The sequence below is a fragment of the Streptacidiphilus neutrinimicus genome (genome assembly GCF_000787815.1).
In the GTDB taxonomy this organism is placed as follows: domain Bacteria; phylum Actinomycetota; class Actinomycetes; order Streptomycetales; family Streptomycetaceae; genus Streptacidiphilus; species Streptacidiphilus neutrinimicus.
Genome location: NZ_BBPO01000055.1, coordinates 1 through 24,296, shown reverse-complemented (window position 1 = coordinate 24,296; position 24,296 = coordinate 1). Strand labels below are relative to the sequence as shown.

Annotated in this window: 23 protein-coding genes; 10 read left to right on the top strand and 13 right to left on the bottom strand. The window is 72.4% G+C overall.

What is annotated here, in order from left to right; all coding sequences use genetic code 11:
- Positions 1-483 precede the first annotated feature (483 nt).
- The 3 genes from TR48_RS28180 to TR48_RS28170 all read left to right on the top strand — a co-directional run bounded on the left by TR48_RS28180 (position 484) and on the right by TR48_RS28170 (position 2,448).
- Entirely contained in the window at positions 484-741 is a 258-nt protein-coding gene (locus TR48_RS28180; protein ID WP_052443124.1) for a hypothetical protein, read from the top strand.
- 247 nt (positions 742-988) lie between these two features.
- A complete protein-coding gene (locus tag TR48_RS28175; RefSeq protein WP_042372490.1) occupies positions 989-1,186 on the top strand; it encodes a ferredoxin in 198 nt (65 codons plus the stop codon).
- Positions 1,187-1,248: 62 nt separating this feature from the next.
- Positions 1,249-2,448, top strand: a complete 1,200-nt coding sequence (locus TR48_RS28170; protein ID WP_042372488.1) for a cytochrome P450 — start codon at positions 1,249-1,251, stop codon at positions 2,446-2,448.
- A gap of 16 nt (positions 2,449-2,464) precedes the next feature.
- Here TR48_RS28170 and TR48_RS28165 read toward each other — a convergent pair whose 3' ends face one another.
- The 4 genes from TR48_RS28165 to TR48_RS28150 all read right to left on the bottom strand — a co-directional run bounded on the left by TR48_RS28165 (position 2,465) and on the right by TR48_RS28150 (position 4,739).
- Positions 2,465-3,271, bottom strand: a complete 807-nt coding sequence (locus TR48_RS28165; protein WP_042372486.1) for an SDR family NAD(P)-dependent oxidoreductase — start codon at positions 3,269-3,271, stop codon at positions 2,465-2,467.
- Positions 3,268-4,077 (bottom strand): alpha/beta hydrolase, encoded by an 810-nt coding sequence (locus TR48_RS28160; protein WP_042372484.1) that lies wholly within the window; start codon positions 4,075-4,077, stop codon positions 3,268-3,270. The genes TR48_RS28165 and TR48_RS28160 overlap by 4 nt, the downstream gene beginning before the upstream one ends.
- Positions 4,078-4,242: 165 nt before the next feature.
- On the bottom strand, positions 4,243-4,506 hold the full coding sequence (locus TR48_RS28155) for a hypothetical protein (RefSeq protein WP_042372482.1): 264 nt from the start codon (positions 4,504-4,506) through the stop codon (positions 4,243-4,245).
- Positions 4,507-4,523: 17 nt separating this feature from the next.
- Positions 4,524-4,739 carry a hypothetical protein gene (locus tag TR48_RS28150; RefSeq protein WP_152628223.1) on the bottom strand — a complete coding sequence of 72 codons (216 nt, stop codon included), beginning with the start codon at positions 4,737-4,739 and terminating at the stop codon, positions 4,524-4,526.
- Between the two features lie 274 nt (positions 4,740-5,013).
- Here TR48_RS28150 and TR48_RS28145 point away from each other — a divergent pair, with 274 nt between their 5' ends.
- Positions 5,014-6,003, top strand: a complete 990-nt coding sequence (locus TR48_RS28145; RefSeq protein ID WP_369405620.1) for a helix-turn-helix transcriptional regulator — start codon at positions 5,014-5,016, stop codon at positions 6,001-6,003.
- On the opposite strand, the gene TR48_RS28140 is transcribed toward TR48_RS28145, so the two are convergent.
- On the bottom strand, positions 5,975-7,510 hold the full coding sequence (locus TR48_RS28140) for a DUF2079 domain-containing protein (protein WP_236652364.1): 1,536 nt from the start codon (positions 7,508-7,510) through the stop codon (positions 5,975-5,977). The two genes, TR48_RS28145 and TR48_RS28140, sit on opposite strands and share 29 nt — an antisense overlap.
- A gap of 83 nt (positions 7,511-7,593) precedes the next feature.
- On the opposite strand from TR48_RS28140, the gene TR48_RS28135 reads away from it, so the two are divergent.
- Positions 7,594-8,661: a hypothetical protein gene (locus TR48_RS28135; RefSeq protein WP_042372478.1), complete on the top strand. Its 1,068-nt coding sequence runs from the start codon at positions 7,594-7,596 to the stop codon at positions 8,659-8,661.
- An 80-nt stretch (positions 8,662-8,741) separates the two neighbouring features.
- On the opposite strand, the gene TR48_RS44770 is transcribed toward TR48_RS28135, so the two are convergent.
- Together TR48_RS44770 and TR48_RS28125 are read right to left on the bottom strand one after the other, a co-directional pair.
- Positions 8,742-10,496 (bottom strand): hypothetical protein, encoded by a 1,755-nt coding sequence (locus TR48_RS44770; RefSeq protein ID WP_063771081.1) that lies wholly within the window; start codon positions 10,494-10,496, stop codon positions 8,742-8,744.
- Positions 10,497-10,772: 276 nt separating this feature from the next.
- Complete coding sequence (locus TR48_RS28125) at positions 10,773-12,212, bottom strand: hypothetical protein (protein ID WP_152628222.1); 1,440 nt, start codon at positions 12,210-12,212, stop codon at positions 10,773-10,775.
- 281 nt (positions 12,213-12,493) lie between these two features.
- On the opposite strand from TR48_RS28125, the gene TR48_RS28120 reads away from it, so the two are divergent.
- Positions 12,494-12,958 (top strand): helix-turn-helix domain-containing protein, encoded by a 465-nt coding sequence (locus TR48_RS28120; RefSeq protein WP_042372476.1) that lies wholly within the window; start codon positions 12,494-12,496, stop codon positions 12,956-12,958.
- Positions 12,959-13,078: 120 nt separating this feature from the next.
- Here the strand turns inward: TR48_RS28120 and TR48_RS28115 are convergent, their stop codons facing one another.
- Complete coding sequence (locus TR48_RS28115) at positions 13,079-13,681, bottom strand: ClpP family protease (RefSeq protein WP_042372473.1); 603 nt, start codon at positions 13,679-13,681, stop codon at positions 13,079-13,081.
- Position 13,682: 1 nt separating this feature from the next.
- The gene (locus TR48_RS28110; protein ID WP_042372472.1) at positions 13,683-14,327 is read right to left on the bottom strand and encodes an ATP-dependent Clp protease proteolytic subunit; all 645 of its coding nucleotides are present in this window, start codon (positions 14,325-14,327) and stop codon (positions 13,683-13,685) included.
- A 256-nt stretch (positions 14,328-14,583) separates the two neighbouring features.
- Here TR48_RS28110 and TR48_RS28105 point away from each other — a divergent pair, with 256 nt between their 5' ends.
- On the top strand, positions 14,584-16,185 hold the full coding sequence (locus TR48_RS28105) for an FAD-binding oxidoreductase (protein ID WP_084729829.1): 1,602 nt from the start codon (positions 14,584-14,586) through the stop codon (positions 16,183-16,185).
- Between the two features lie 7 nt (positions 16,186-16,192).
- On the opposite strand, the gene TR48_RS28100 is transcribed toward TR48_RS28105, so the two are convergent.
- The 4 genes from TR48_RS28100 to TR48_RS28085 are packed head-to-tail and all read right to left on the bottom strand — an operon-like array spanning position 16,193 to position 21,187.
- The gene (locus TR48_RS28100) at positions 16,193-16,792 is read right to left on the bottom strand and encodes a sarcosine oxidase subunit gamma (RefSeq protein WP_042372470.1); all 600 of its coding nucleotides are present in this window, start codon (positions 16,790-16,792) and stop codon (positions 16,193-16,195) included.
- Positions 16,782-19,646, bottom strand: a complete 2,865-nt coding sequence (locus TR48_RS28095) for a 2Fe-2S iron-sulfur cluster-binding protein (protein ID WP_042372468.1) — start codon at positions 19,644-19,646, stop codon at positions 16,782-16,784. The genes TR48_RS28100 and TR48_RS28095 overlap by 11 nt, the downstream gene beginning before the upstream one ends.
- Entirely contained in the window at positions 19,643-19,948 is a 306-nt protein-coding gene (locus TR48_RS28090) for a sarcosine oxidase subunit delta (RefSeq protein WP_042372467.1), read from the bottom strand. The genes TR48_RS28095 and TR48_RS28090 overlap by 4 nt, the downstream gene beginning before the upstream one ends.
- 18 nt (positions 19,949-19,966) lie before the next feature.
- On the bottom strand, positions 19,967-21,187 hold the full coding sequence (locus TR48_RS28085; protein WP_042372465.1) for a sarcosine oxidase subunit beta family protein: 1,221 nt from the start codon (positions 21,185-21,187) through the stop codon (positions 19,967-19,969).
- Positions 21,188-21,434: 247 nt separating this feature from the next.
- Here TR48_RS28085 and betA point away from each other — a divergent pair, with 247 nt between their 5' ends.
- The 3 genes from betA to TR48_RS28070 all read left to right on the top strand — a co-directional run bounded on the left by betA (position 21,435) and on the right by TR48_RS28070 (position 24,279).
- Complete coding sequence (gene betA, locus TR48_RS28080; RefSeq protein WP_042372462.1) at positions 21,435-23,096, top strand: choline dehydrogenase; 1,662 nt, start codon at positions 21,435-21,437, stop codon at positions 23,094-23,096.
- 107 nt (positions 23,097-23,203) lie between these two features.
- Positions 23,204-23,398, top strand: coding sequence for a hypothetical protein (locus TR48_RS28075; RefSeq protein ID WP_042372461.1), 195 nt, complete (start codon positions 23,204-23,206; stop codon positions 23,396-23,398).
- 152 nt (positions 23,399-23,550) lie between these two features.
- Positions 23,551-24,279, top strand: a complete 729-nt coding sequence (locus TR48_RS28070) for a type 1 glutamine amidotransferase family protein (RefSeq protein WP_042372460.1) — start codon at positions 23,551-23,553, stop codon at positions 24,277-24,279.
- Positions 24,280-24,296 lie beyond the last annotated feature (17 nt).

Genomic DNA, 24,296 nt, shown 5'->3' with positions numbered 1-24,296 from the left:
TCGCCGCTCTCGGCGCCGTCACGGTGCCCGCCGCCGCACACAACGCCGCGCCGGCCCCGGACCCACTCGGGGGGTCGCAGCCGGTCACGGCACCGGTCAAGCCCACCCCCTCGGCCGAGGCGAACAGACCCGCCCACGCCGCCAGCCGGGCCCTGATCGTGCGGGTGACCACCTGCAGCGAGAGCGACCTCCAAGCCGCGATCGGCGCCGTCGCCACGGTGGGCGGCGTGGTCGACCTGAAGCCCCGCTGCACGTACACCCTGACCGACGCCGCACCGCCCAACGGGGGCGACAACGGACTTCCGGTCATCAAGAACAGCGTCACGATCAACGGATGCGACGACACCATCACCCGGGCCGCGACCGCGGCCGGTTTCCGTTTCTTCGAGGTCGACGGGCCGAGCGGGAGCCTCACTCTCGACACGCTGACCCTGAGCAAGCAACAACGCGCAGGGCGGCGGCGTCTTCAACACGGGCGGCTCAGTGAAGATCACCGACGGCCTGGTGGCCGGAAACACCGCCAACGGCCAGAACTCCCGCGGCGGCGGCATCTTCAACACGGGCGGCGGCTCGGCGATGCTCACCCGCACCCCGGTGACCAAGAACCAGGCACTGGGAGCGGGCGCGAACGGCGGCGGCGTCTTCAACGCCAGCGGCACGGTGACGCGGACCGCCAGTCCCGTCGTCGGCAACCAGCCCGACAACTGCGGCACCCCCAGCACGGTAGCCGGCTGCTCCTAGTCTCGAGCGTGCTTGAGGGCCCGTCAGCAGACCGACGGGCCCTCAAGCACGCTCGAACGGGCGCCGTCCCAGCGGCGGCACCGGCGACCACCACCGGTGCTCCCTCGGCTCGACGATGGGACGGGTACGGAATGTTTCCGGCCATTGTGCCTCCGGATGCCGTTGCGTACTACACCTACGGCGGGACGTGGACTACGTTGGCGGCGTAGTTGGAAGCATGGTCATGCCATCTACAGGGAGGCCCGTCATGCGTGTCAGTGTCGACCCGGACCGTTGCTGCAGTTCGGGGCAGTGCGTGGCGGCCGTCCCGGAGGTGTTCGACCAGTCCGAGGACGACGGGGTCGTCCTGCTGGTCCAGCCGTCGCCCCCGGCGGAACTGCGGTCCGCCGTCCGCACGGCGGCCGGGATCTGCCCGGGGCGGGCCATCTCCGTACAGGAGTCCTGAGCGGCTCGGCGGCGCCCGCCATCCGGGCCGCCGGGCCGCGGAAGCGTGGAGGAGAACCACTCGTGACCACCGTGGAGCCGATCGACGCCATCACCTTCCCGGCCGCCCGCGGCGGCTGCCCGTTCGCGCCGCCGCCCGCGTACCAGGAGGCCCTGGAGCAGCGACCGGTCACTCCCGTCTCACTCTGGGACGGTTCCCGCGCCTGGCTGGTGACCCGGCACGAGGACGTCCGCGCCGTCATGGGCGACCGCCGGTTCAGCGCCGACGCGCGCAACGCGGGATTCCCCTTCCTCAGCGACGGACGCCGGGAACTGGCGGTGGAGAACCCGTCCTTCATCCGGATGGACGACCCCGAGCACGCCAGGTTCCGGCGCATGCTGACCGGAGACTTCATCATCAAGCGGGTGGAGGCGCTGCGGCCCGAGGTCCAGCGGATCGTCGACGGCTTCCTCGACGAGATGACCGCGCACCACCCCCCGGCCGACCTGGTCGCCGAGTTCGCCCTGCCGGTGCCCTCGCTGGTGATCTGCATGCTGTTGGGCGTGCCCTATGAGGACCACGACTACTTCCAGGAGCGCAGCCGGATCCTGCTGCGCAACCACAGCACCGCCGAGCAGGTCCGCCGGGCGCGCGACGAACTCTCCGGCTACATCGAGGAGCTGGCGGAGCGCAAGGCCAACGAGCCGGACGAGCGGATCATCAGCCGGCTGGTCGCGCGCGGGGATCTCACCCGCGCGGAGGTGGCCGGCATGAGCCTGCTGCTGCTCGTCGCCGGGCACGAGACCACGGCCAACATGACCGCCCTGTCCACGCTGGCGCTGCTGCGCGATCCCGTCCAGCTGGCCAGGCTCCGCGAGGATCCGACGCTGATCAAGGGCGCGGTCGAGGAGTTGCTGCGCTTCCTGAGCATCGTCCAGAGCGGCACGGTCCGGGTCGCGGTCGAGACCGCGGAGGTCGGCGGCACCACCATCGAGGCCGGGGAGGGCGTGGTCTGCATGCTCTCCACCGCCAACCGGGACGGCTCCGTCTTCGCCTCGCCCGACGAGCTGGACGTGGGGCGGGACGCCAGGCGGCACGTCGCCTTCGGGTTCGGCGTCCACCAGTGCCTGGGCCAGCCGCTGGCCAGGCTGGAGCTGCAGATCGCGCTCGAGACGCTGATCCGGCGGCTGCCGGGGCTGCGGCTCGCGGTCCCGGTCGAGCAGCTGCGGTACCGCACGGACACTGTCGTCTACGGCGTCGAGGAGCTGCCCGTCGCCTGGTGAGCGCAGCGCTGCGGTCTCACAGCGCGTCGATCATGCCCCCGTCGACCAGGTAGTCCGCGCCGGTGGTGTTACCCGAGCGCGGGCTGGCGAGGAAGAGCACGAGGTCGGCGACCTCGGCCGGGGTGGTGAACCGGCCCGTGGCCGCCTGCGCCGCGACGTTCCCGGCGACGGAGGCGGGATCGACGCCGAGGCTCTTGCCGAGGGTCTCGGCCATGCCGTCGCCGCCGTTCCACAGCGCCGTCTCCACCGGGCCGGGGCTCACGCAGTTGACGCGCACGCCCTGGGGTCCGACCTGCTTGGAGAGCGCCTTGCAGAAGTTCGACAGCGCCGCCTTGGCGGCGCAGTAGTCGATGACGAGGGGATCGGGCAGCCGGGCGTTGACAGAGGAGACGGTCACGATCCGGCCGTCGCCGGCGGCGATCAGGTGGGGCAGCGCGGCGCGCGTGGCGCGCACGGCCGCGGTGAAGTTGACCGCGAAGGTCCACTCCCAGTCCGCGTCGGTGGTGGCGAGGAAGCCGTCGACGCGCGGCCGGACCGCGCCGACGTTGTTGACCAGCACGTCGAGACGCCCGTGTGCGGCGACCGCGGCTCCGACGAGCGCGGCCGGACCCTCGGCGGTGGCGAGGTCGACCTCGACCACGGTGAGGTCGGCGCCCTGCTCGACCAGCCGGTCCAGCTCCTCGGTCCGCTGCCTGCTCCCGGCCACGACCCGGCATCCCGCGGCCAGGAAACCCGCGGTGACGGCCAGTCCGATGCCGCGGCCCGCGCCGGTGACCACGACGGTCTGCCCGGCGAGCCCCAGGTCGAACGGGGCGACCGTCACCGCGCCGCCGCCAAGTCCTGCTGCCGCAGCCAGGTCAGCGCGGCGTCCGCGACCTCGCGCCAGCCGCTGTCGATGATCAGCGAGTGACCGCGGGTCGGGAAGGTCATGAACTCCGTCACGGCGTCGGAGTGGCGGTACTGCTTGAGGGTGGCGCGGGTGACGGACTCCGGGACGGTGTGGTCCTTCCCGCCGGACATCAGCAGCAGCGGGCCGCGGCCGGAGTTCTCCGTGTCGACCTTGGCCGCCGAGTGCGGGTTGAAGTTGGCTCCGGCGGCCTCGAACAACGGCTTGCCCGGAGCCGGGATGGTCCACCGCTCGTAGAGCTCCGCGGACTCCTCCTCCGAGATCGCGTTGCCGAACGCGAAGCGGAACTGCTCCGCGGTCAGCGAGACGGAACGGTGCCGGTTGGCGGGGTTCTTGAACACCGGCAGGGTGGACCGGAGCGCGGACAGCGGGAGCGGCAGGTCCCCCTTGATCTGCGCCGCGTCGATCGCGACCGCAGCGGCGGCACGGTCCTGGCCGAGGAGCTTCTGGGCGATCATGCCGCCGAAGGAGTGCCCGACCAGGATCGGCGGTGCCGGCAGTTCGGCGATCAGCGCCGCGTAGTGCTCGACCACGTCGTCGATCCCGTGGTCGGCGATGCTCTCCGGATTCTTCCTGGCCTCCTCGACCGTGCCGGGGTCGCCCGGCCAGCCCGGGGCCGAGGGGTCGTAGCCCTCGCCGCGGAAGAGGTCGATCCACGGCTGCCACGAGCTGCTGTGCAGCCACAGCCCGTGGATGAAGACGACAGGGGTCGAGGGCGTCATGGCGGTGCCTCTCAGTCTCTGGGGGTGTCTGCAGGTGCCAGCCAACTGCGTACCTCGCCCGTTCGAACTCGGGAAACACCCCGGAGGAGCCGCGAATTCGCCCGTTCGGCCCCATCGGTGCGTTGCTCCGGCAGGGACGAACGGAATTCCTCCGCGGGTCCGCGTTCAGCGCGGAGCGGTGGCGGCCCACCCGGGGAGGGCGGCGAGCAGGCCCGCGAGCGCGGCCGCGGCGTGCGACGCGCCGTGGCTTCCGTCGCCGCTGAAGAAGAGGCCGAGGTCGACGGCCCCGGGTCCCGGGCGGGTCCGGATGTGCTCGATGCCGGACCGGTGGTCGACGTGCGCCCACAGGATGTCCAGGACGCGCTCGGCGTCCGCGGAGCTGGGCTGCGGCAGGTCGGGGTGGGTGAGGACGATGTGCACGAGGTGCATGGCTCTTCTTGTCCCTCCTAGTCCCAGCCGATGCCGTTCGTCTGGTTCGGCGTCACGGCCTGGGCGACCTGGGCGGCCGCGGCCGGAGCGAAGACCGTCGCCGTGGCCGTGGGGGCCTGGTCCCAGCCGATCCCGTCGCCGAGGGCCGTCGTCGGGGCGGTGGCTGCCGCCGCGCCTGCGGGGACGGCGGCGAGCAGGACGGCGACCACCGCGGCACGAACGAATTTCCACATGACGGCCCCCGAATCGTTGGCGAAAGCACCTCGTGCTTTCCGGATGTGATGAGTCAGCCGCCGGATTCCCTTTCCGTCCGGCGTTCTGGGAAGAGCATCCACCGGGGTCGTCGGCACGGGAACGGGGTCCGCCTGGCACCAAGCTGCCCGGCACCTTGGTGCCAGGGGCCGCCCCGCGCAGGGAGGCCGTTGCGCGACGGGTCGGGTACTGACAGGATCACGCCTGCACGAGTTGGTTCGCTGGCGTGACGACGCGCACGGGGGTGCGGCAATCATGGTGCTCGGTTTCCTGGGCCTCGAACCGGTGGCCGAAGCGGTGTACGGGGCGCTGCTCCAGCACCCCCAGGCGGACCTGTCCGAGCTCCTCGCCGCGACCCGGCTGCCCGAGGCGGCGGTCCGCGCGGCCCTGGACGATCTCGCCGACCTCGCCTTCGTGCGGCCGTCCCGGGACACCCCGGGCGGGCTTCGGGTCGTCAGCCCGCAGATCGCCCTGGATCTGATGGTCCGCCGGCAGGAGGCGGAGCTGGCGCGCAGGGCCCAGGAGCTCGCCGCGAGCAAGGCTGCGGCCGCCGAGGCCGTCGCCGCCTTCGGCTCGCTCGCCCCCAACACGGCCGTGAACGGAGCGGAGCGCCTGGTGGGCCTGGACGCCATAGCGGCCAAGCTCGAGCTCCTCGCCAAGGAACTGCGCGACGAATGCCTGTCGGTGATGCCGGGCGGCGCCCAGTCCCAGGCCAGCCTGGACGCCTCGCGCCCGCTGGACGCCGACGCCCTCGGCCGCGGGGTCACCGTCCTCACGCTCTACCAGGACAGCGTCCGCAACGACCTGGCCACCCACGCCTACGCGCACTGGCTGACAGACAACGGCGGCGAGGTCCGCACCGCGCCCCTGCTGCCGCCGCGCATGCTCATCTTCGACCGCGAGGTCGCGGTGGTCCCCGTCGATCCCACGAACACCAAGGCCGGTGCCCTGTGCACCCGCGAACCGGGGATCGTCGCCTCCCTCGTCGCCGTCTACGAGCAGGCCTGGGCGACGGCCGTGCCGCTCGGCGCGGCGACCACCCGTGACACGGGCAGCGGCCTGACCGCCGCGGAGCGCGAACTGCTGACCCTCCTGGCCACCGGCATGACGGACGAGGCCGCCGCCAAGCGCCTCGGCATCGGGCTGCGCACGGTCCGCCGTCAGATGGCGGCCCTGATGGAACGCCTGGGCGCCAGCAGCCGCTTCGAGGCCGGCCTCAAGGCGGCCCAGCGCGGCTGGCTGTAGCCGTCGGCCGGAGCGCGGCGACGTTCACCGGCGCGCGCCGGCGTTCACCCCGTTCGAGGAGGATCACGCTGTCGCGGTCGGCGCGGACCCGATAGCCGTCGCGTCGGTAGGTGTCGAGCCAGTACCGCGTCCGGTTCGCCGGGCAGGGGGCCTTGACGGTGGGGTCGGTGCGGTCGACGACGACCCACTGGGGCCCGGCGGCGGTGGGGGCGGCGCAGTAGAGGCTGACGGTGGTGCGGCTGACGAGCTGGGCGGCGAGGTGGTCGGAGGCGGCGACGGTCGCGCCGTCGGGTATGAGCGCCAGGACCTGCCCGGCCGTGCGGACGTGGGCCGAGGTCTGCCAGACCTCGGGCATCATCACCTCGTGCAGCGGGTAGACCGGGATCATCAGGCAGGCGAAGGCGGCGACGCCGCGCCGTCCCGCCCGCAGCAGTCGTGGGGTGACGTGCGGCGTCCGCTGCAGCATCGCGGCGAAGACGACCGGCATGAGGACCGCGCTGTAGTGGTAGCTGACGCCCCAGTAGTTCGGGTTGTCGGAGGCGAAGCGCCACAGCAGCGTCGGAACGGTGAGCCACAGCAGCGGGGCACGTAGGCAGAGGAACCCGGTGGGCGCGACGAGCATCAGCAGTGTGAGCCACTTGAGCGGCGGCCACAGCAGGTGCGTCGCCAGGTGCGCCGGGCCCGCGCCCGAGGCGGAGAGCTGCGGCAGGTAGTCGAAGGCGCCGTGCGGGTTGAACGACGGGATCACCACCAGGACTTCCAGGGCGGTGGCCGACAGCCCGAAGCCCGCGAGCGGCAGTCCGAGGCGGGGACGGCGTCCGTACCAGGCGACGTACACGCCGACCGCCGCGACGGTCAGGCCCAGGTCCTCCTTCACCAGCACCAGCGGCAGGCTCCACCACAGCGCCGCGTGCCAGCGCCTGCGGCCGAGGGCCTCGACCGTGAACGCCAGCAGCGGGACGGCGAACGCGATCTCGTGGAAGTCGAAGGAGACCGCCTTCACGATCCCCCACGAGCTGCCGACCGCGCACCCCACCAACACGGCCGCCCTCGGGCCGTGTTGGGCCAGCGCCCAGCGGGCGAGCGGCAGGACGGCCAGGGCCATGAGCAGGGCCTGCGCGACCAGCAGGGTGACCGGCGTGGGGAGGAGCCGGTAGGCCGGCGCCAGCAGCATCAGGACGGGGTGGAAGTGGTCGCCGAGCAGGTTGTAGCCGGGCCCCTTCAACGGCACGACGGGCGCACGGAGGTGGGCGTAGGCCTTGACGGCCTGCTCGAAGATGCCGAGGTCGTACCCCATGCTGAGCATCCGGTCGTTCCGGCGGACCGAGACCACGGTGTACAGCACCGCGAACAGCGCGGTCAGCGCCCACGGCAGGGCGGTCAGCGGCGTCCGGGCTCGTGTGGGGATTCCGTCTGGTGCCGCCTGTACGCCGGCCCCGGTCGCGCCGGCCCCGGTCGCGCCGGGCCGCAGGACGGACGGGGCGGCAGGCCCCCCGAGCATACTCATGTCACTTACATATATAGCTCGCCGACCTATTGCGGCAAGCGACTCTCCTCTTATCAGGGGTGTCTCCGGGGCAGCCTGGAGGCATGAGCTACGCGGTCACCGTGGACACCAGCCAGCCCGAGGACTCCCCCGCGCTCGACCCGCTCCAGCGGGCGGGCGTCGTCCACCTCCTGCGGGAGGGGCTCGACGCGGTCGAGTCGATCGAGGACGAGACCGGGCAGGTCGTCGAGATCACCGACCACTTCATCGGCGTCCACCCGGACGGGGCGCTGCTGAGGGTCTTCGTCGACGCGCCCAGGCTGGAGGACGCCGAGGCAGCGGTCGAGGCGGTGATGGGCGAGGTCCTGCGGCACACCGAGTTGCTCGCGCAGTGGACCGTCGACCGGTGCGAGGTCGAACTCCACCTCGACCTGGCAGAGGAGAGCTTTCGCTCGGCCGGCAGCCCGGACGCCGCCGCCGCGAAGCCGGAGGCCCGCGCCCGCGCCCGCGCCCATCGCGCCCCAGGCGGCACCGGGACCGGGGCGGGGGCCGACGCCGGGGCTGGTGCTGCCTCCGGGGTGACGGACGTCGAGGCGCACGAGGAGGACATGCGTGCCGCGATCTCCGCGCTCGCGCCCCGGTTGGCCGGAGTCGCCCTCGCGTCCTTCGGGCCGGCGACCGCCGAGGCCGAGCTGGCCGCGGGCGCGCTGGTCTACAGCATCGACGTCCTCATCGACGAGCTCTTCGAGGACGTCGCCGCCCTCGACGGAAGCCCCAGCGCGGCGGAGTGCACCGACGGGCTACTCCAACTCGAAGGTCTCCCGTGGGGGTTCGCCCACCTTTACACCCCGCTGTTCGCCCGCAGGCTCCTGGTCGCCGCCGTCACGCTCACCGACCGGCTCTGCCGCCCCGGATTCGCCCGGCTCGGCTGCGTCGCCGAGGAGCTCCTGCTTCGCCTCCTGCTGGAGACCGCCGAGGCCACCCTCGACCTCCACGGACTCCTGCACCGCGGCGTTCACGAAGCGCTCGACGCCGTGCGCGACAGCCTCTGCGACGAGATCGGCCATGCGTGGCCCTCCGCTCCGGCCATGGACGACATCCCGGACGTCGCGGACTGGTTCACGCCGCTCGACGCGGGCCGCCCCTCCCACCCGTACACGGTCGAGCCGTAGGGTATGCCCGGCGTGCGGGCGTCTCCTGGACGCCCGCACGCGGGACGGCGGGGCCGCCGTGCGGGGCGGCCCCGCCCAGGTCACCACCTCATGTGGTGATGGTGCCGCCCGCCCGTGGTGGCGGACGCGGTGGGGATGGGCGAGCCGTTCGCGGCGGTGTTGGTCGCGACGGGCATCGGCGAGGCGCAGGCCGCCGCCGGGGAGGACGCGGACGCGCTCGGAGAGGCGGTCGCACCGCCCATCGCGCTCGGGGAGACGGTCATACCGCCCATGGCGCTCGGAGCGGCCGACGTGCCGCCCGTCGTGGTGGGGGAAACGGTCATGCCGCCCGTCGTGGTCGGGGAAGCGGACATCCCGCCCATCGCGCTCGGAGAGGCCGACATGCCGCCCATCGCACTCGGAGAAGCCGACATGCCGCCCATCGTGGTCGGGGAAGCGGCGGTGCAGGTCGCCGTGGGCGTCGCGGTCGGGGTCGCCGCGCCGGGCGCGGGTGCGGCCGGCGCCTGGCCGAGCGGGGTGAACGTCGCGTTGATCACCACGCCGTTGCCGTCCGTGGTCAGCGTGATCGGGTTGGCCACGTTGAGCAGACCGCCGCAGTTGAGGTTGGTGAAGGACTGGTTGGCGCGCATGGCCAGGAAGGTGAAGAGGTTGTTGGCCATGGCCGCGTCGACCGAGGGCCCGTTCATGAAGATGGCCTGGTCCTTGAAGACGCGTTGGATCCCCATCGCGCTGCCGAAGAAGTTCTGGCAGTAGGTGGCGCCGTTGCCGTTGTCGCCCGCAGCGGTCGTCCTCATGTCGACGCCGGCGCGGTAGAGGTTGGTCTTGGTGTTGCTGCCCTTCTTGTTGTTCAGCGTCATCGGGTCGGTCAGCGGGACCAGCGCGATCGGGGCCTGCTGGTTCGCCGCCGCGGAGAGCTCGTCCAGGGGCAGGGCGCCGGAGGCCATGCCGTCGCTGGACTGGTCGGGCCGGGTGAAGGGGGTGCAGCCCAGGGTCGGGTCGACGAACTGGTTCAGCAGCAGGTTGTCGCTGCCGTTGGCCAGGTCCACCAACTGCTGGTTCTGCAGCGCGGCCTTGCTGGCGGCGTTGTTCTGCGCGGTCTGGCCGTTCGCGGTGGCCAGGTAGTGGGTGACCACGTTGTCGCTCTGGTCCTGGTCCACCACGGAGAAGTCGCGGGTGGTCGGACAGGGCAGGCCGTCCTTGGCGGTGCCGACCGCCGGGACCTGCAGCTGGTTGGCCGCTATCTGCCGGTTCGCGTTGCGGAAGAACGCGGGGGCGTTGCAGTAGGCGAACTGGCCGAAGATCGAGGCACCCGCTCCGTTCACACACCGTCCCTGGCCCAACGCGTTGGTGCCGGCCGTGTTCTTCAGGGTCAGGTTGGTTCCGTTGAAGCCGAACCAGATCCCGACCGTCGACCCCGCGGGGACGGTGGCGGGCGTGGTCGGCGCGGCGGGCTGGGTGCCCTGGTCGATCACCAGCGGGTCGTACAGGGTCACCTGTCCGCCCGGGGCGGCGATCGCGGCCTCGACGAACGCGGACTGGTTGGCGTTGGCCTCGTTGCAGGGGCCCGCGGCCGCGTCAGTGGCCACCAGCTGGTACGGGGTGGCCAGGCCCTTGGCGCTGAGCGGGTTCGGCGGGACGACCAGCGTGCAGTTGGGGTTGACCGCCGCCGCCGGCGCGGCCGCCTGCTGGTTGTTCGCCGCCAGCGCGGTGGCCAGACCGCCGGCGACCAGTGGCAGCCCGACCAGCAGAGCGATCCAGCTGAGCTTCCTGCCGGGGCGTCGTCGCCGTCGGTCCGGCGTGAAGCGTGAGTGTCGGGGCTTGTCCGAATGGCGCATGTGCGACTCAACTCCAATCCGGCCCAACGACTGTGGGCCGCGATCCACATGGCTCCTGTGACCGGTGTGGCGCCAGAGCCTTGTGTGCCGTATGCGTTCCCCCCGGCGCCGAGCCTCGCAGACCAACCACGGGTCACCCCGTTCCGGAGCCCTCACGTTAGGAATCGGTAATCGATCCCACGCGACCACTTGGACTGCGGAAAAAGCCTGCTGACCGGCCGTCATCAAGGGGGGCGGCCCCCGCGGGGGTACGGGGGCCGCTGTCGGGCGGGATGGTCAGAAGTGCGTGCCCGCGACCGTGCTCGGCGCTGCGGGGACGCTGGGCGCGGAGGTCGGCGGCATGGTGGTGGGCATGGGCGTCGTGGTCGGGGTGGGTGTCATCGTGGGGGTGGGCATCGGGGAGGGCGAGCCGGTCACGGTGAGGCTCACGTGCAGACGGGCCAGGAACAGCGAGGTGACGGTCGGCCAACTGTGCATGCGGTGGCCGTAGACGGGGGTCTGCCGGACGAAGGCCCAGACCAGGTCCCCGTTGGCCAGCACGGTGATGGTGCCGGAGATGTGGATGTTCAGCACGAGGTCCGGGGTGAGGAACCGGCCGTTCAGGTCGATCAGCCGGAAGTGCGTGCCGGTGAAGGCGCCGTGCAGGAACGACTCCCAACTGACCAGCAGGGCCGTCCTCCCGTAGGGGGCCACATGGACGTTGACGTTCGTCGTTCCCCGCGTGCTGGTCAGGATGACCGAACGCGCGCTGTGGGAGTTGGAGTTGACGAAGAACAGCACGGCCTGGGGAGTGCTCCAGCGCGGGGCGATCTTCCAGGTGAGGGCGTTCTTCCGAGTGGAGACCGGCCCGAGCGAGGACAGGGCGGTCACCCAACTCCCGTTTCCTGCCTGCACCATGTCGTCTCCGGTGGTCAGCGCCGAACCGGCGGCGGTCATGTCGTCGTAGCAGTTGTACGCCGCCGACGAGCCCGACCAGCCGAGGGTGCGCCCGGCGTCACCCCGACACCCCCACGCGCGACCGCCGGAGAGCATCCGCCCGGAGTCGCTGACGTAGACCATCTTGTCGCCCCACCGGCCGTTCTCGGAGCCGCCGGCCCCGTGCACGGTGAAGACGGCGGCGTAGCGGCTGCCGTTCCAGCTGAGCTGGCCGTCGAGCATCGGGGAGGTGTCGTGGCTGGCGGCGCCGGTCAGCTTGACGGCGAAGGCGACATGGCCGTTGCGCACCCGGATCAGCTCGGCGGCGGTCTCGCCCCAGCGGTTGTGGTCCGCGAAGCGGGTGAGCAGCGCGAAGCCGTCGTTGAAGGCGACCAGGCCGCCGATCTCGTGGGCGCCGGTGATCACGGCGTCCGGTCCGGTGCGGCGCAGCCACTGGTCGACGGGGGTGACGTGGACGGCGTTCGCCGCCTGCCAGGCCACCTCCAGCCTGCCATCGGGGGCGACGGCGGTGACGGTCCGCGTCCACTGGGGCATCCCGTCGCCGCCCGGGGAGAGATAACTGAACGCGCTGCTCAGCTTGATGGTGGACAGGGATATGTTCGCCGCGATGACGTTGCCGCTCATCATCGTCGAGGCGTTCGTGGCCGGCTGGCTGGGGACCGCGCCCCAGTTCGTCGGCGCGGCCGCCGCGCCAGTGACCGGAGGGGTCGTCGGGGTGACGTCGGCGAAGGCCAGGCCTCCGCCGACGACCACCGCCAGCGCTAACGGCAGACCCAACACGAGACGGCGCCTGCGCCGCCCGGAACGAGCCCTGCTTGCTGTGAGTCGCATGCCCGGCATGTCTGCTCCAATCCGCTCGGGTGGGGAACAGACTGCCGCCGCGAGGGCCCGCGGTCGCCGGTACGCAAGGGGGTGTAAGAGACGCGTAATGCGTCCCGGGACGCGAGAGACGGAGGGTTTTCGCACGTTGACCGGCGGCTTCTCCGGTTCGGCGAGGCGACTTCACCCAGGGCAGAACGCCGCTCCCTTCCCCTGGCGCCGCGGCTGCCTACGCTGAAGGAGTGAGCATGCCTGCGCCGAACGAACGCCGCGTCATCCCCCTGCGCCCGCAGACCTCCCCGCCCGGCTCCCGCGAGGCCGGCTCCCGCGAGGCGCCCCGCGCCTCGCAACGGCCGACGGGCCCCCAGCGGACCCCGGCCCCGAGGGAGCCCCTGTGGCGGGATCTCGTCGGCGACGCGCTGCGGCGCGAGCGGCGCGCCCAGGAGCGCACGTTGAAGGACGTCGCGGACGCGGCGCGGATCTCGGTGCCGTACCTGTCGGAGCTGGAGCGCGGACGCAAGGAGGCCTCCTCCGAGGTGCTCGCTGCGGCCGCCCGCGCCCTGGGTCTCGGGCTCGGGGATCTGCTCTCGCTCGCCCAGGACGGCCTGGTCCGGCACGCCGGCAGCCGGGCCGGCCTGGTCGGCCGCGGCCGCACGGCGCCGACGGCGTCCACGACTCGGCACGGCGGTCTCTGTCTGGCCGCCTGACCGTACCGGCTGCTCCAAACCGACCGTCGGACCCGCCGGCCGTCGGACCGGCCGTCGCTGGAGGCCGCTCCGACGCGGCCGCGACCAGGCCGCGCCCGCTCGGGTCGGACGAACGCGCGGTCAGGCGAAGGCGAGCCGCCGGTTCAGCACCTCGTCGGCGAGCCCGTAGCCGACGGCCTCCTCCGCGGTGAACACCTTGTCGCGGTCCATGTCCGCCCGCAGCGTCGCCACGTCGTGGTGGGTGTGCCGGGACAGGACCTCCTCGACCTGCGAGCGGATGCGGACCATCTCCTTGGCGGCGAGGCTGAGGTCGGAGACCGTCCCCTGCCGCCCGCCGCTGGCCGGCTGGCCGAGCAGCACCCGGGCGTGCTGGAGCATGAACCGCCGACCGGGATCCCCGCCGGCCAGCAGCACCGCCGCCGTCGACGCCGCCTGGCCCACGCAGAACGTGGAGATCGGCGCCTGGACGAAGGTCATGGTGTCGTAGATGGCCATCAGCGAGGTGAACGATCCGCCGGGCGAGTTGAGGTAGATCGAGATCTCGCGCTCCGGGTTCGCCGACTCCAGGTGCAGGAGCTGCGCGATGACGACGTTGGCCACGCCGTCGTCGATCTCGGTGCCGAGGAAGATGATGCGCTCGTTCAGCAGTCGGCTGAACACGTCGAAGGAGCGCTCGCCCTGCGCGGTGCGCTCGACGACGTAGGGAACCGTGTACGACCCCATGTCACAACCCCATCCTCGGACGCGAGGCGGCCGGACGGATGTCGGCGAGCGACTCCACCACCTGGTCCACGATCCCGTACTCCCTGGCCTGCTCGGCTGTGAACCAGCGGTCCCGGTCGCCGTCCCGCGCGATCGTCTCCTCGCTCTGCCCGGTGTGCTCGGCGGTGATCCGCTCGATGGCCTTCTTGGTGAACTGGAGGTTCTCCGCCTGGATCTCGATGTCCGAGGCGGTGCCGCCGATGCCCGCCGAGGGCTGGTGCATCATGATCCGCGCGTTCGGCAGTGCGAAGCGCTTGCCGGACGCCCCCACGGTCAGCAGGAACTGGCCCATGCTGGCCGCGAACCCCATCGCCAGCGTCGAGACGTCGTTCGGGATGAGCCGCATGGTGTCGTAGATGGCCAGACCCGCGGTCACCGACCCGCCGGGACTGTTGATGTACAGGCTGATGTCGGTCCGCGCGTCCTCCGCGGACAGCAGCAGCAACTGCGCGCACACACGGTTCACGGACACGTCGTCGACCTGCGTGCCGAGCACGATGATCCGCTGGTCCAGCAGCTGCGCCGCGAGGTGGTCGTCGAACCGGCTGGGCGGAGTGTCGCCCTGCTCCGCGCGCGGCGGGAACGGGAGCGTGGTGGGTGGAGTCATCAGGTCTCCTGGTCGAGGCGGGAATGCCGTCCTCTCCACTCTTGACCCGCCCTGCCCTCGGAGGACCGCTTCTCTGCCCGCCGCAGATTCGCCGAGGGCAGAGCCCGGGCGGAGGCGGGGCGGACGCGGGGGCGCGCGGGTGAACTTTCGCAGGTGAGGCCGTGCGGCGCGTGGACACGCGGCCGTTTGTCCGTACACGGTCTGAAGTGGATGCCGGAGGCGTCGGGGTCTCCGAGCGGTACGGAAGGCGGCCACAGTGATCGACAGGCGGGACGTGTTGCGGGCGGCTGCCGTGGGGACCCTCGGCACGGCGGGCGCGGTGGGCTCGGCGGCCCTGGGCGGGCTCCCCGCCGCGGTCGCCGCCGCGCCGGGGCTCGTCGAGCAGGTGCCCGATCACGCGTGGCGACGGCTGGCCGCCGCCCTCTCCCCGGGCGCCTCCCTGTACCGGCCGCACGACCCGGCGTATCCGCCGCTGGCGCTCCCCTTCAACCACCGGTATGCCGGGATCCGCCCGCAGGGGATCGTCGCCTGCGCGACCACGCGCGACGTGAGCGCGGCGATCCGCTGGGCCCGCGAGGTCGGGCTGCCCGCGGTGCCGCGCTCCGGGCTCGGCCACAACTACGCGGGCTACTCCACGACCACCGGGCTGCTGCTCAACATGAGCCGGATGAAGACCATCACCGCCCACCCCCGTCCGAGCACCGCCCGCACCCGCCGCTACGGGCCGATCGAGGTCGTTCACGAGGCGGGCACGGTCACCGTCGGGGCCGGCGTCACCAACGGCGACCTGCACCCGCTGCTGGAGAACCAGGGCATGTTCGTACCGACGGGCCGCTGCCCCTCCGTCGGCGTGGCCGGTCTGGTGCTGGGCGGCGGCATCGGGTTCAGCGACAAGATGTTCGGGCTGACCTGCGACCGGCTCGTCTCCACCACCGTAGTGCTGGCCGACGGCCGGGTGGTCACGGCCGACGACCACAGCGAGCCCGAGCTGTTCTGGGCTTGCCGCGGCGGGGCGGGCAACAACTTCGGCGTGCACACCTCGTTCACCTTCCGGTACGAGCAGTTCCACGGCAACGTCGGCTTCTACCAAATGCGTTGGAGCCTGGACTCGGTCCTGCCGGTGATGGCGGCCATGCAGCGGACCGGCCTGGAGACCGCGGACGACAAGCGGTTCCACTGCCGCCTGGGCATCGGCACCAAGGGCCGGACCTGGCAGGAGATCGCCCGCAACGCCAACGTCAACGTGATCGGACAGCACTACGGCACGGTCGCGGAGTTGGAGAGCATCCTCGCCCCGCTGCTGGCCATCGGCACGCCGGAGGAACGCGCCCGCAACCGTGCGGCCATCCGCGAGGTCACCCCGGCGGAGGCGGCCGGACTCCTCAGCGCCACCACGCCGGTGGACAAGTTCGCGGCCAAGTCGGCGATCCTCGGCCGGCGGGAGCTTCTCTCCGAGCGGCAGGTCGCGGCGGCGGCGGAGCGCCTGCTCGCCTGGCCGGGCAGCGGCAACGACGACGGCGCCGGGTTCGCCATGTTCGGACTCGGCGGCGAGATCAACGAGGTCCCGCCGGGCGCGACCGCGTTCGTCCACCGCGACGGCGTCTTCGTCCTCGCCGCCGAGACCTCCTGGGCGGACCACGACCACCCGGCCACCGTCCACGCCAACCTTCGGTGGCTGGACGAGTTCTACGCCGCGCTCTTCCCGGCCGCGCCGCCCGCGCAGTCCTACCAGAACTTCCCCGACCCCGAGTTGAAGGACTGGCGCTCGGCCTACTACGGCGCCAACTACCCCCGCCTGGTCCGTGCCAAGCACCAGTACGACCCGACGCGCTTCTTCGACTATCCCCAGGCCGTCTGAGGGTCCTTCACTCCCCCGTCGCGTCGAGCAGCCAGTCGGCGAGGTACTGGGCGAAGGAGCCGCGCACGAGGAGGCGGTAGCTGGGTTCGGCGTCGATCTGGTCGAGGACCAGCTGGACCTTGGCGACCGTCGTCTGGGCGCAGCGGCCCGGACCGAAGGCGCGCGGGTGGAGATCCAGGGAGCAGCCCTGTTCCAGCACCGAGCGGGCCGAGGGGCCGGAGAGCTCCAGGGTGGTCCGGTTGGCGGAGACGTCGACGACGGAGCCCGGCTCGTCGCCGAGCGCTCGACGCAGCGCGTGCTCGATCGTGGGGGCCGCGCCGTCCGCGCCGACGACGAGCCACTCGTCCGGCCCGAGCCAGAGCACCCGCAGGTCTGCCGTCGCCACCACCGAGCCGGCGAGGGTGGGCAGCGGCGCGCCCAGGGCCTCGGCGGCGCGGGCGGCCGCGGGGCCGGCGGGATCGAGTCGGAGGTTCAACTGGGCGAGGAAGGGGATCTCCCGCAGCCGCACCCCGCCCGGGCCGGTGGCCTCCGCGGCCGCCAACCGGTCGGCGAGGTGGCCGAGCGGGCTGCGCCGCAGGTGGGCGAGGGCGAAGCCGTCAACCGTCACGGCGGCCTCCCTTCGGGTCGAAGAGGACGGGTTCGGTGACGGTGGCCGCGACCGTGCGGCCGTCCGGGAGTGGGGCCAGCACCGTCTCGCCGATGCGGTCCCGGCCGCCGCGCACCAGCGCGAGGGCGAAGGTGCGGTCGAGGGCGGCGCTTCGGTAGCTGGAGGTCACGTGGCCGAGCGAGTCCACGGGAACCGCCGTGAGGTCGGCGCCGGGGGCCACCAACTGGGCTCCCTCCGGCAGCAGTTCACCGCCGTCGACCGGCAGCAGCCCGACCAGGTGCCTGCGGTCGGCGCGGGAGGTGTCCGCGCGGGCGAAGGAGCGCTTGCCGACGAAGTCCTTGTGCCGGGCGACGACCCACGTCATGCCGAGGTCCTGCGGGGTGACCGTGCCGTCGGTGTCCTGGCCGACGATCGGGTAGCCCTTCTCGGCGCGCAGCACGTGCATGGTCTCGGTGCCGTAGGGGGTGATCCCGGCGTGCGCGCCGTAGGCGAGCACGGCCTCCCAGACCGCGAGCCCGTACCAGGACGACACGTTGATCTCGTAGGCCAGCTCGCCGGAGAAGGAGATCCGGCAGATCCTGGCCGGGACGCCGTTCGCCAGCACGGCGTCCCGGACCGTCATGAAGGGGAAGGCGTCGTTGGAGACGTCCAGCCCGGGGGCGAGGGCGGCGACCACCTCGCGGGAGCGGGGGCCGACGACGGCGGCCGTGGACCACTGCTCGGTGACGGAGGTGCAGCGCACCCGAAGTTCGGGCCACTCGGTCTGGAGCCACTCCTCCATCCAGTCCAGGACGGCCGCCGCGTTGCCGGTGGTCGTGGTGAGGTAGTAGTGGTCGGGCGCGAGCCGCACGGTGACGCCGTCGTCGAAGACCATGCCGTCGGCCCGGCACATGACGCCGTAGCGGGCGGAGCCCACCGGCAGCTTGGCGAAGCCGTTGGTGTAGAGCCGGTCGAGGAACACGGCGGCGTCGGGGCCGATCACATCGATCTTGCCGAGGGTGGAGGCGTCCATCACGGCCACGGCCTCGCGGGCCGCCCGGCACTCGCGCAGCACGGCGGCGTCCATGTCCTCGCCGGGGCGCGGGTAGTAGCGCGGACGGTGCCACTGGCCGACGTTCTCGAACACCGCGCCGCGCCGCACGTGCCAGGGGTGGACGGCGGTCGTGCGCACCGGGTCGAACAGCGGCCCGCGCTCGCGTCCGGCGAGCAGCGCGAAGGAGACCGGGACGTAGGGCCCGCGGAACGTGGTGGTGCCGACCTCGCCGGGCGAGCGCGCCCCGAGCAGCCGGGCGATCACGCCGATCGCCGCCACACCGCAGGACTTGCCCTGGTCATGGGCGGTGCCGATGGTGGTGTACCGCTTGATGTGCTCGACGGAGCGCATCCCTGCCCGGACCGCCCGGTGCACGTCGGCGACGGTCGCGTCGCGCTGGGCGTCGACGAAGTGGTCGCGCCAGGTCGACGGGTCGCCCTCCTCGCCGGGGACGAGCCAGACGGGGCGCGGCGGCGCGGGCGGCGTGTCGCCCTCGCACGGCGGCGCGATGGGGGCGGCGAAGGGGAACCCGGCGGCCGTCGCCGCCTCGGCCCCGGCGGTGAACCCCTCGGTGAGACAGCCCGCGAGGTCGTGACGGCCGCGGCCGGAGCCGCAGGCGCGGACCTCCTGGGCCGCCCGGTCCGGGACGAAGGCCGCGAGTGTCGCGTCGTAGCGGACGGTGCCGCGGGCCATGCTCCACAGGTGGACCGCCGGACTCCAGCCGCCCGAGACGGCGAGCAGGTCGCAGGCCACCTCGCGCACGGGGCCGGTCAGTTGTTCCTCCGCCGTGAGCGCCGAGATCCGCACGCCGGTCAGCCGTGCCCCGCCCTCGGTGCCGACCACGGCGGCTCCGGCCAGCACCTCGATCCCGGCGGCCCGCGCGGCCTTGACGAGGGCGGCGGGCGGCTCGGGGCGCGTGTCCACCAGCGCCGGGACCTCCGCGCCGGCCGCGGCCAGCTCCAGCGCGGTGGCGTAGGCGCTGTCGCCGGTGGTGAACACCACCGCGCGCCGCCCGGTAAGGACCGCGTAGCGGTTCAGGTAGCTGCGGACCGCGGCGGCCGACATGACGCCGGGCCGGTCGTTGCCCGCGAAGACCAGGGGGCGCTCGTGCGCGCCGGTGGCCAGCACGACCTGGCGGGCACGGAAGTGCCACAGCCGTCCGCCGCCTCCCGGCCGGTCGGGGCGGCGCTCGGCGACCAGCACGTAGTTCTGGTCGTGGTGGCCGATCGCGGTGGCCCGGGTCAGCAGCCGCGTCTCCGGCTGCGCCTCCAGCTCGGCGCGCGCCTCGGCCACCCAGGCGAGGGCGGGCCGCCCGTCGATCCGCTCCCGGCCGGAGAGCAGCGCGCCGCCGGGTTCGGGCTGGTCGTCGACGAGGACGACCCGCGCGCCGGAGCGCCCGGCCGCGAGGGCGGCGGCGAGCCCTGCCGGGCCCGCGCCGACCACGAGCACGTCGGTGTGCAGGTAGGTCTTGTCGTACCTGGTCTCGTCAGGCGCGTCGTCGAGCCGTCCGCGGCCCTGAAGGCCGGTCGCGGCCAGCCCGTCGGAGAGCTCGACGGTGGTGGCGAGCTGCATCGGATCGGAGCACGGGCGCTCCAGTTGGACGAGCGCGTGCGGGTCGTCGACCCCGGCGGTGACGATCCCGCGCGGACGCTCCCGGTACAGGCTCGGGCCGACGGCGAGGACGCCGTTCGCGAGCAGCGCGGAGGCGAGGGTGTCCCCGCGCAGTCCGGTGTACTCGACGCCGTCGAAGGTGAAGCGCAGCGGCGCGGAGCGGTCCACCCGGCCGCCCGCGGCCAGACGGTTGCCCGGACGGTTGCTCATGCGGTCACCTCGCTGTGCTCGTCGGACGGGGGCACGGGCCGCGGCTGCCCGGCCGGGTAGACGGCCGAGATGTCGTGCGTGACGGTGTGCCGGACCACGTTGAACCAGCGGCGGCAGCCGGCGGCGTGCATCCAGCGTTCCGCGAACTCGCCCTTGGGGTTGTCGCGGACGAAGAGGTAGGCGCCCCACTCGGCGTCGCTCAGGGCGTGGGGGTCGGCGGGGTGGGCGACGTGGGCCTGTCCGCCGTAGTGGTACTCGGTCTCGTCGCGCTCCCCGCACCAGGGGCAGGCGATGAGCAGCATGCGTCCTCCCGGAAGCCGTCAGTGCGCCACGGCGGCGGCGCCGTGCTCGTCGATGAGTGCGCCGGTGGCGAACCGCTCCAGCGCGAAGGGCGCGGCCAGCTGGTGGGGCCGCCCGTGGGCGATGGTGTCGGCGTAGACCCAGCCGGAGGCGGGCGTCGCCTTGAAACCGCCGGTGCCCCAACCGCAGTTGAGGTACAGGTTCTCGACCGGCGTCAGCCCGATGATCGGAGAGGCGTCCGGGGTGACGTCGACGATGCCGCCCCAGGTCCGCAGCACGTGGGCCCGGGCGAAGATCGGGAACAGCTCGAGCGCGGCGGCCATCTGGTGCTCGATCTGGTGGAACGAGCCGCGCTGGCCGTAGCCGTTGTAGGAGTCGATGCCCGCGCCCATGACCAGCTCGCCCTTGTGCGCCTGGCTCACGTAGACGTGCACGTGGTTGGACATGACGACGGTCGGGTGCACGGGCTCCAGCAGCTCGGAGACGAGCGCCTGGAGCGGGTGGCTCTGGATCGGCAGGCGCAGGCCGAGCAGGTCGGTGAGGGTGCTGGTGTGTCCGGCGGCGGCGAGGGCGACGCGGCCCGCGCCGATCCGGCCGCGCGTGGTCTCGACGCCGACGACCCGGCCGCCGCCGTCCCGGACGAAGCCGGTGACCTCGCAGTTCTGGATCAGGTCGACGCCGTGCTCGTCCGCCTTGCGGGCCAGCGCCCAGGCGACGTGGTCGTGCTTGGCGATCCCGGCACGGGGCTGCAGCGTCGCGCCGAGCACGGGGTAGCGCACGTCGGGCGAGGTGTTGACGATGGGGCAGAAGGCGCGGACCTCGTCCGGGTCGAGCCACTCGGCGTCGACGCCGCCGAGCCGGTTGGCCCCCACCCGGCGCGTCCCCTCGCGTACGTCCTGGAGCGTGTGGGCGAGGTTGAGCACGCCGCGCTGGCTGAAGAGGAAGTCGTACTCCAGCTCCTCCGGCAGGCCCTCCCAGAGCTTCAGGGCGTGCTCGTAGATCGCGGCGCTCTCTTCGCACAGGTAGTTGGAGCGGATGATCGTGGTGTTCCGGGCCATGTTCCCGCCGGCCAGCCAACCGCGCTCCAGCACGGCGACGTTGCTGATGCCGTGGTTGCGGGCCAGGTAGTAGGCGGTGGCCAGGCCGTGGCCGCCGGCGCCGACCACGACCACGTCGTAGGACGGCTTCGGATCGGGTGTGCGCCACAGCCAGTCGGGGTGCTCCGGCAGTTGGTCGGGCATCGGCGGGTTCCTCCCTGACGTGTGACCTGCGGAGGCTGACATGCGGAGGCGGCGAACTTGTTTCAGATTACGCACGCTGTTGCGTAACCCACAACACCCCGGGGGGGAGATTGTTCCGTGACGAGCTCTCTTGACGCTCCGTCGGAGCAGCCGGAGACTGTTGCGCCATACGGATTGCGTTTCATTTGGTGAAACTCGCCGTCGACGTCACGGTTACCCGGTTGCCGAGAGATACGGCAGGAACCCCATGACCCTGCAGAACTACGACTTCGTCATCGTCGGTGGAGGATCGGCTGGTTGCGCGCTCGCCGCCCGCCTGAGCGCCGATCCGGGCAACCGGGTGCTGGTCCTGGAGGCGGGTCGTCCCGACTATCCCTGGGACGTCTTCATCCACATGCCCGCGGCGCTCACCTTCCCCATCGGGAGCCGCTTCTACGACTGGAAGTACGAGTCCGAGCCGGAGCCGTTCATGCACGGCCGGCGCATCTACCACGCCCGGGGCAAGGTGCTGGGCGGCTCCAGCAGCATCAACGGCATGATCTTCCAGCGCGGCAACCCGCTCGACTACGAGCGCTGGGGCGCCGATCCCGGTATGAAGAGCTGGGACTACGCCCACTGCCTGCCCTACTTCAGGAAGATGGAGAACTGCCTCGCCGACCCCGGCACCGGCTGGCGCGGGCACGACGGCCCCCTCGCCATGGAGCGCGGGCCCGCCACCAACCCGCTGTTCGGCGCCTTCTTCGAGGCGGTGCAGCAGGCCGGCTACCCGCTGACGGACGACGTCAACGGCTACCGGCAGGAGGGCTTCGCCCCGTTCGACCGCAACCTGCGCCGCGGACGGCGGCTGAGCGCGGCGCGCGCCTACCTGCATCCCGTCAAGAGCCGCCCCAACCTCGAGGTGCGGACGCGGGCCCTCGTGACGCGGGTCCTGTTCGAGGGCAGGCGCGCCGTCGGCGTCGAGTACACCCCGCACGGCGGCGCGCCGCAGCAGGTCGCGGCCGGGAAGGTCATCCTGTCCGGCGGCTCGATCAACTCCCCGCAACTGCTGCAGCTCTCGGGCGTCGGCAACGCGGACGAGCTCGCCGCGCTGGGCATCGAGCCGGTGCACCACCTGCCGGGCGTCGGCGAGAACCTCCAGGACCACCTGGAGGTCTACGTCCAACACGCCTGCAAGCAGCCGGTGTCCGTGCAGCCGCAGCTCAAGATGTGGCGGCGGCCCTTCATCGGCGCACAGTGGCTCTTCCTGCGCAGCGGACCCGGCGCGACCAACCACTTCGAGGGCGGCGGCTTCGTCCGCAGCAACGAGGAGGTGGACTACCCCAACCTGATGTTCCACTTCCTCCCGATCGCCGTCCGCTACGACGGCTCCGCACCGGCCGGCGGGCACGGCTACCAGGTGCACATCGGCCCGATGTACTCGGACGCGCGGGGCTCGGTGAAGATCAAGTCGCGTGATCCGCAGGTCCATCCGGCGCTGCGGTTCAACTACCTCTCGACGGAGCAGGACCGGCGCGAGTGGGTGGAGGCCATCCGGATCACCCGCTCGATCCTCGGCCAGGACGCGTTCGCCCCGTTCAGCGACGGTGAGATCTCCCCCGGCCCCTCCGTGGAGACCGACGAGCAGATCCTCGACTGGGTCGCCCGCGACGGCGAGACCGCCTTGCACCCCTCCTGCACCTGCAGGATGGGCACGGACGAGATGTCCGTCGTCGACCCGTCCACGATGCAGGTGCACGGCCTGGAGGGCCTGCACGTGGTGGACGCCTCGGCGATGCCGTACGTGACCAACGGCAACATCTACGCCCCGGTCATGATGCTCGCGGAGAAGTCCGCGGACCTCATCCTCGGCAACACCCCCCTCGACCCGGACCACACGGAGTTCTACCGCCACCGCACCCCCACCGGCTGACCCCGCCACCGGCGCAGGGCCCCGCGCTCCACCTTCCCCAGGAGCGCGGGGCCCTGCTGCGGCTGTTTCCGCTCGGCGGCCTCGTAGGGTGGCATGCGAAGGAGGTGGTGAGGGGAGATCACATCGATGCGAGCTCGGCGCTGCTGACTGAGTTGTGGCGCTCCTGGGCGGAGCGCGGGACCGCACTGGAACCGGCCGGGTGGAGCACGCCGACGCGGCTGGTGGACGTGGTGGATCCGATCGTCTTCATCGAGGCGGCGGCCGGGCGGACCGAGGACGCCGTGCTTCCGGTCATCAGGTAGCGCGCCACCCCTGCGCTCCCGCTCGCCGTGCCACTTGCGATCAGGGCGGGGTCCGCGTGGAACAAATGCTCTCGCCCGCACCGTCGGTGGCTTGCTAGGTTCCCAAGCCGCGCCGGAGAGTCGGCTGTGCGGATGACGAGGAGAGAAGAGCTGTGACCACGTACCTGATCGGCGGCGGCTGGAACGACGAGGCGGCGCCTCTGGTGTACGGGCCCTTCCTCGCGGCGGCAGGTTCTGAGCCCGTGGTGGCCTGCCTGCTGGTCGACGAAGGCGAGGGCGCCGCACAGTTCGCGCGCTTCGAGGCCGCGCTGGGCAAGGTGGCTCCGTGCCGGCCGGTTCCCCTCCTGGTGCCGCTCGGCGGCCGCTTCGATCCGGCTTCGTTGGACGGTCACGCTGCGCTGCTGGTCTGCGGTGGGCTGACCCCCGCCTACCAGGAGGCGCTGGCGCCGGTCCTTTCCGAGGTGAACTCTCGCCTCGGCACCGGGGGGATGACCTACGCGGGCTTCTCCGCCGGTGCCGCGGTCGCCGCCCGCACGGCAGTGGTCGGGGGCTGGTGCTCCCGGGGCGTCCAGGTCTGCGCGGAGGAGACGGGCGAGGACCTGGACGAGATCGAGGTGCGGCCGGGCCTGGATCTCGTACCGTTCGCCGTCGACGTTCACGCCGCCCAGTGGGGCACGCTGCCGCGCCTGATCGAGGCTGTCTCGCTCGGCGCGGCTCCGTACGGCGTGGCGATCGACGAGGACACCCTGCTCACGGTGGACGGCGGCCGAGCCCGCGTCTCCGGCCTGGGCCGGGTGCACCTCGTACGGGCGCAGGACGCCCCGGGAGGCGTCGCACTCCGCTCCTACCGCCCCGGCGAGGCGTTCGCTCTCCCGCACTGACCAGTTCGAAGGTCACC

Coding starts and splice junctions, on each gene's coding strand:
- TR48_RS28085 (WP_042372465.1), bottom strand. CDS start 21,187: ATGCCCGACCAACTGCCGGAGCACCCCGACTGGCTGTGGCGCACACCC.
- TR48_RS28175 (WP_042372490.1), top strand. CDS start 989: ATGCGTGTCAGTGTCGACCCGGACCGTTGCTGCAGTTCGGGGCAGTGC.
- TR48_RS28095 (WP_042372468.1), bottom strand. CDS start 19,646: ATGAGCAACCGTCCGGGCAACCGTCTGGCCGCGGGCGGCCGGGTGGAC.
- TR48_RS28160 (WP_042372484.1), bottom strand. CDS start 4,077: ATGACGCCCTCGACCCCTGTCGTCTTCATCCACGGGCTGTGGCTGCAC.
- TR48_RS28090 (WP_042372467.1), bottom strand. CDS start 19,948: ATGCTGCTCATCGCCTGCCCCTGGTGCGGGGAGCGCGACGAGACCGAG.
- TR48_RS28140 (WP_236652364.1), bottom strand. CDS start 7,510: ATGAGTATGCTCGGGGGGCCTGCCGCCCCGTCCGTCCTGCGGCCCGGC.
- TR48_RS28150 (WP_152628223.1), bottom strand. CDS start 4,739: ATGTGGAAATTCGTTCGTGCCGCGGTGGTCGCCGTCCTGCTCGCCGCC.
- TR48_RS28145 (WP_369405620.1), top strand. CDS start 5,014: ATGGTGCTCGGTTTCCTGGGCCTCGAACCGGTGGCCGAAGCGGTGTAC.
- betA (WP_042372462.1), top strand. CDS start 21,435: ATGACCCTGCAGAACTACGACTTCGTCATCGTCGGTGGAGGATCGGCT.
- TR48_RS44770 (WP_063771081.1), bottom strand. CDS start 10,496: ATGCGCCATTCGGACAAGCCCCGACACTCACGCTTCACGCCGGACCGA.
- TR48_RS28110 (WP_042372472.1), bottom strand. CDS start 14,327: ATGACTCCACCCACCACGCTCCCGTTCCCGCCGCGCGCGGAGCAGGGC.
- TR48_RS28135 (WP_042372478.1), top strand. CDS start 7,594: ATGAGCTACGCGGTCACCGTGGACACCAGCCAGCCCGAGGACTCCCCC.
- TR48_RS28155 (WP_042372482.1), bottom strand. CDS start 4,506: ATGCACCTCGTGCACATCGTCCTCACCCACCCCGACCTGCCGCAGCCC.
- TR48_RS28115 (WP_042372473.1), bottom strand. CDS start 13,681: ATGGGGTCGTACACGGTTCCCTACGTCGTCGAGCGCACCGCGCAGGGC.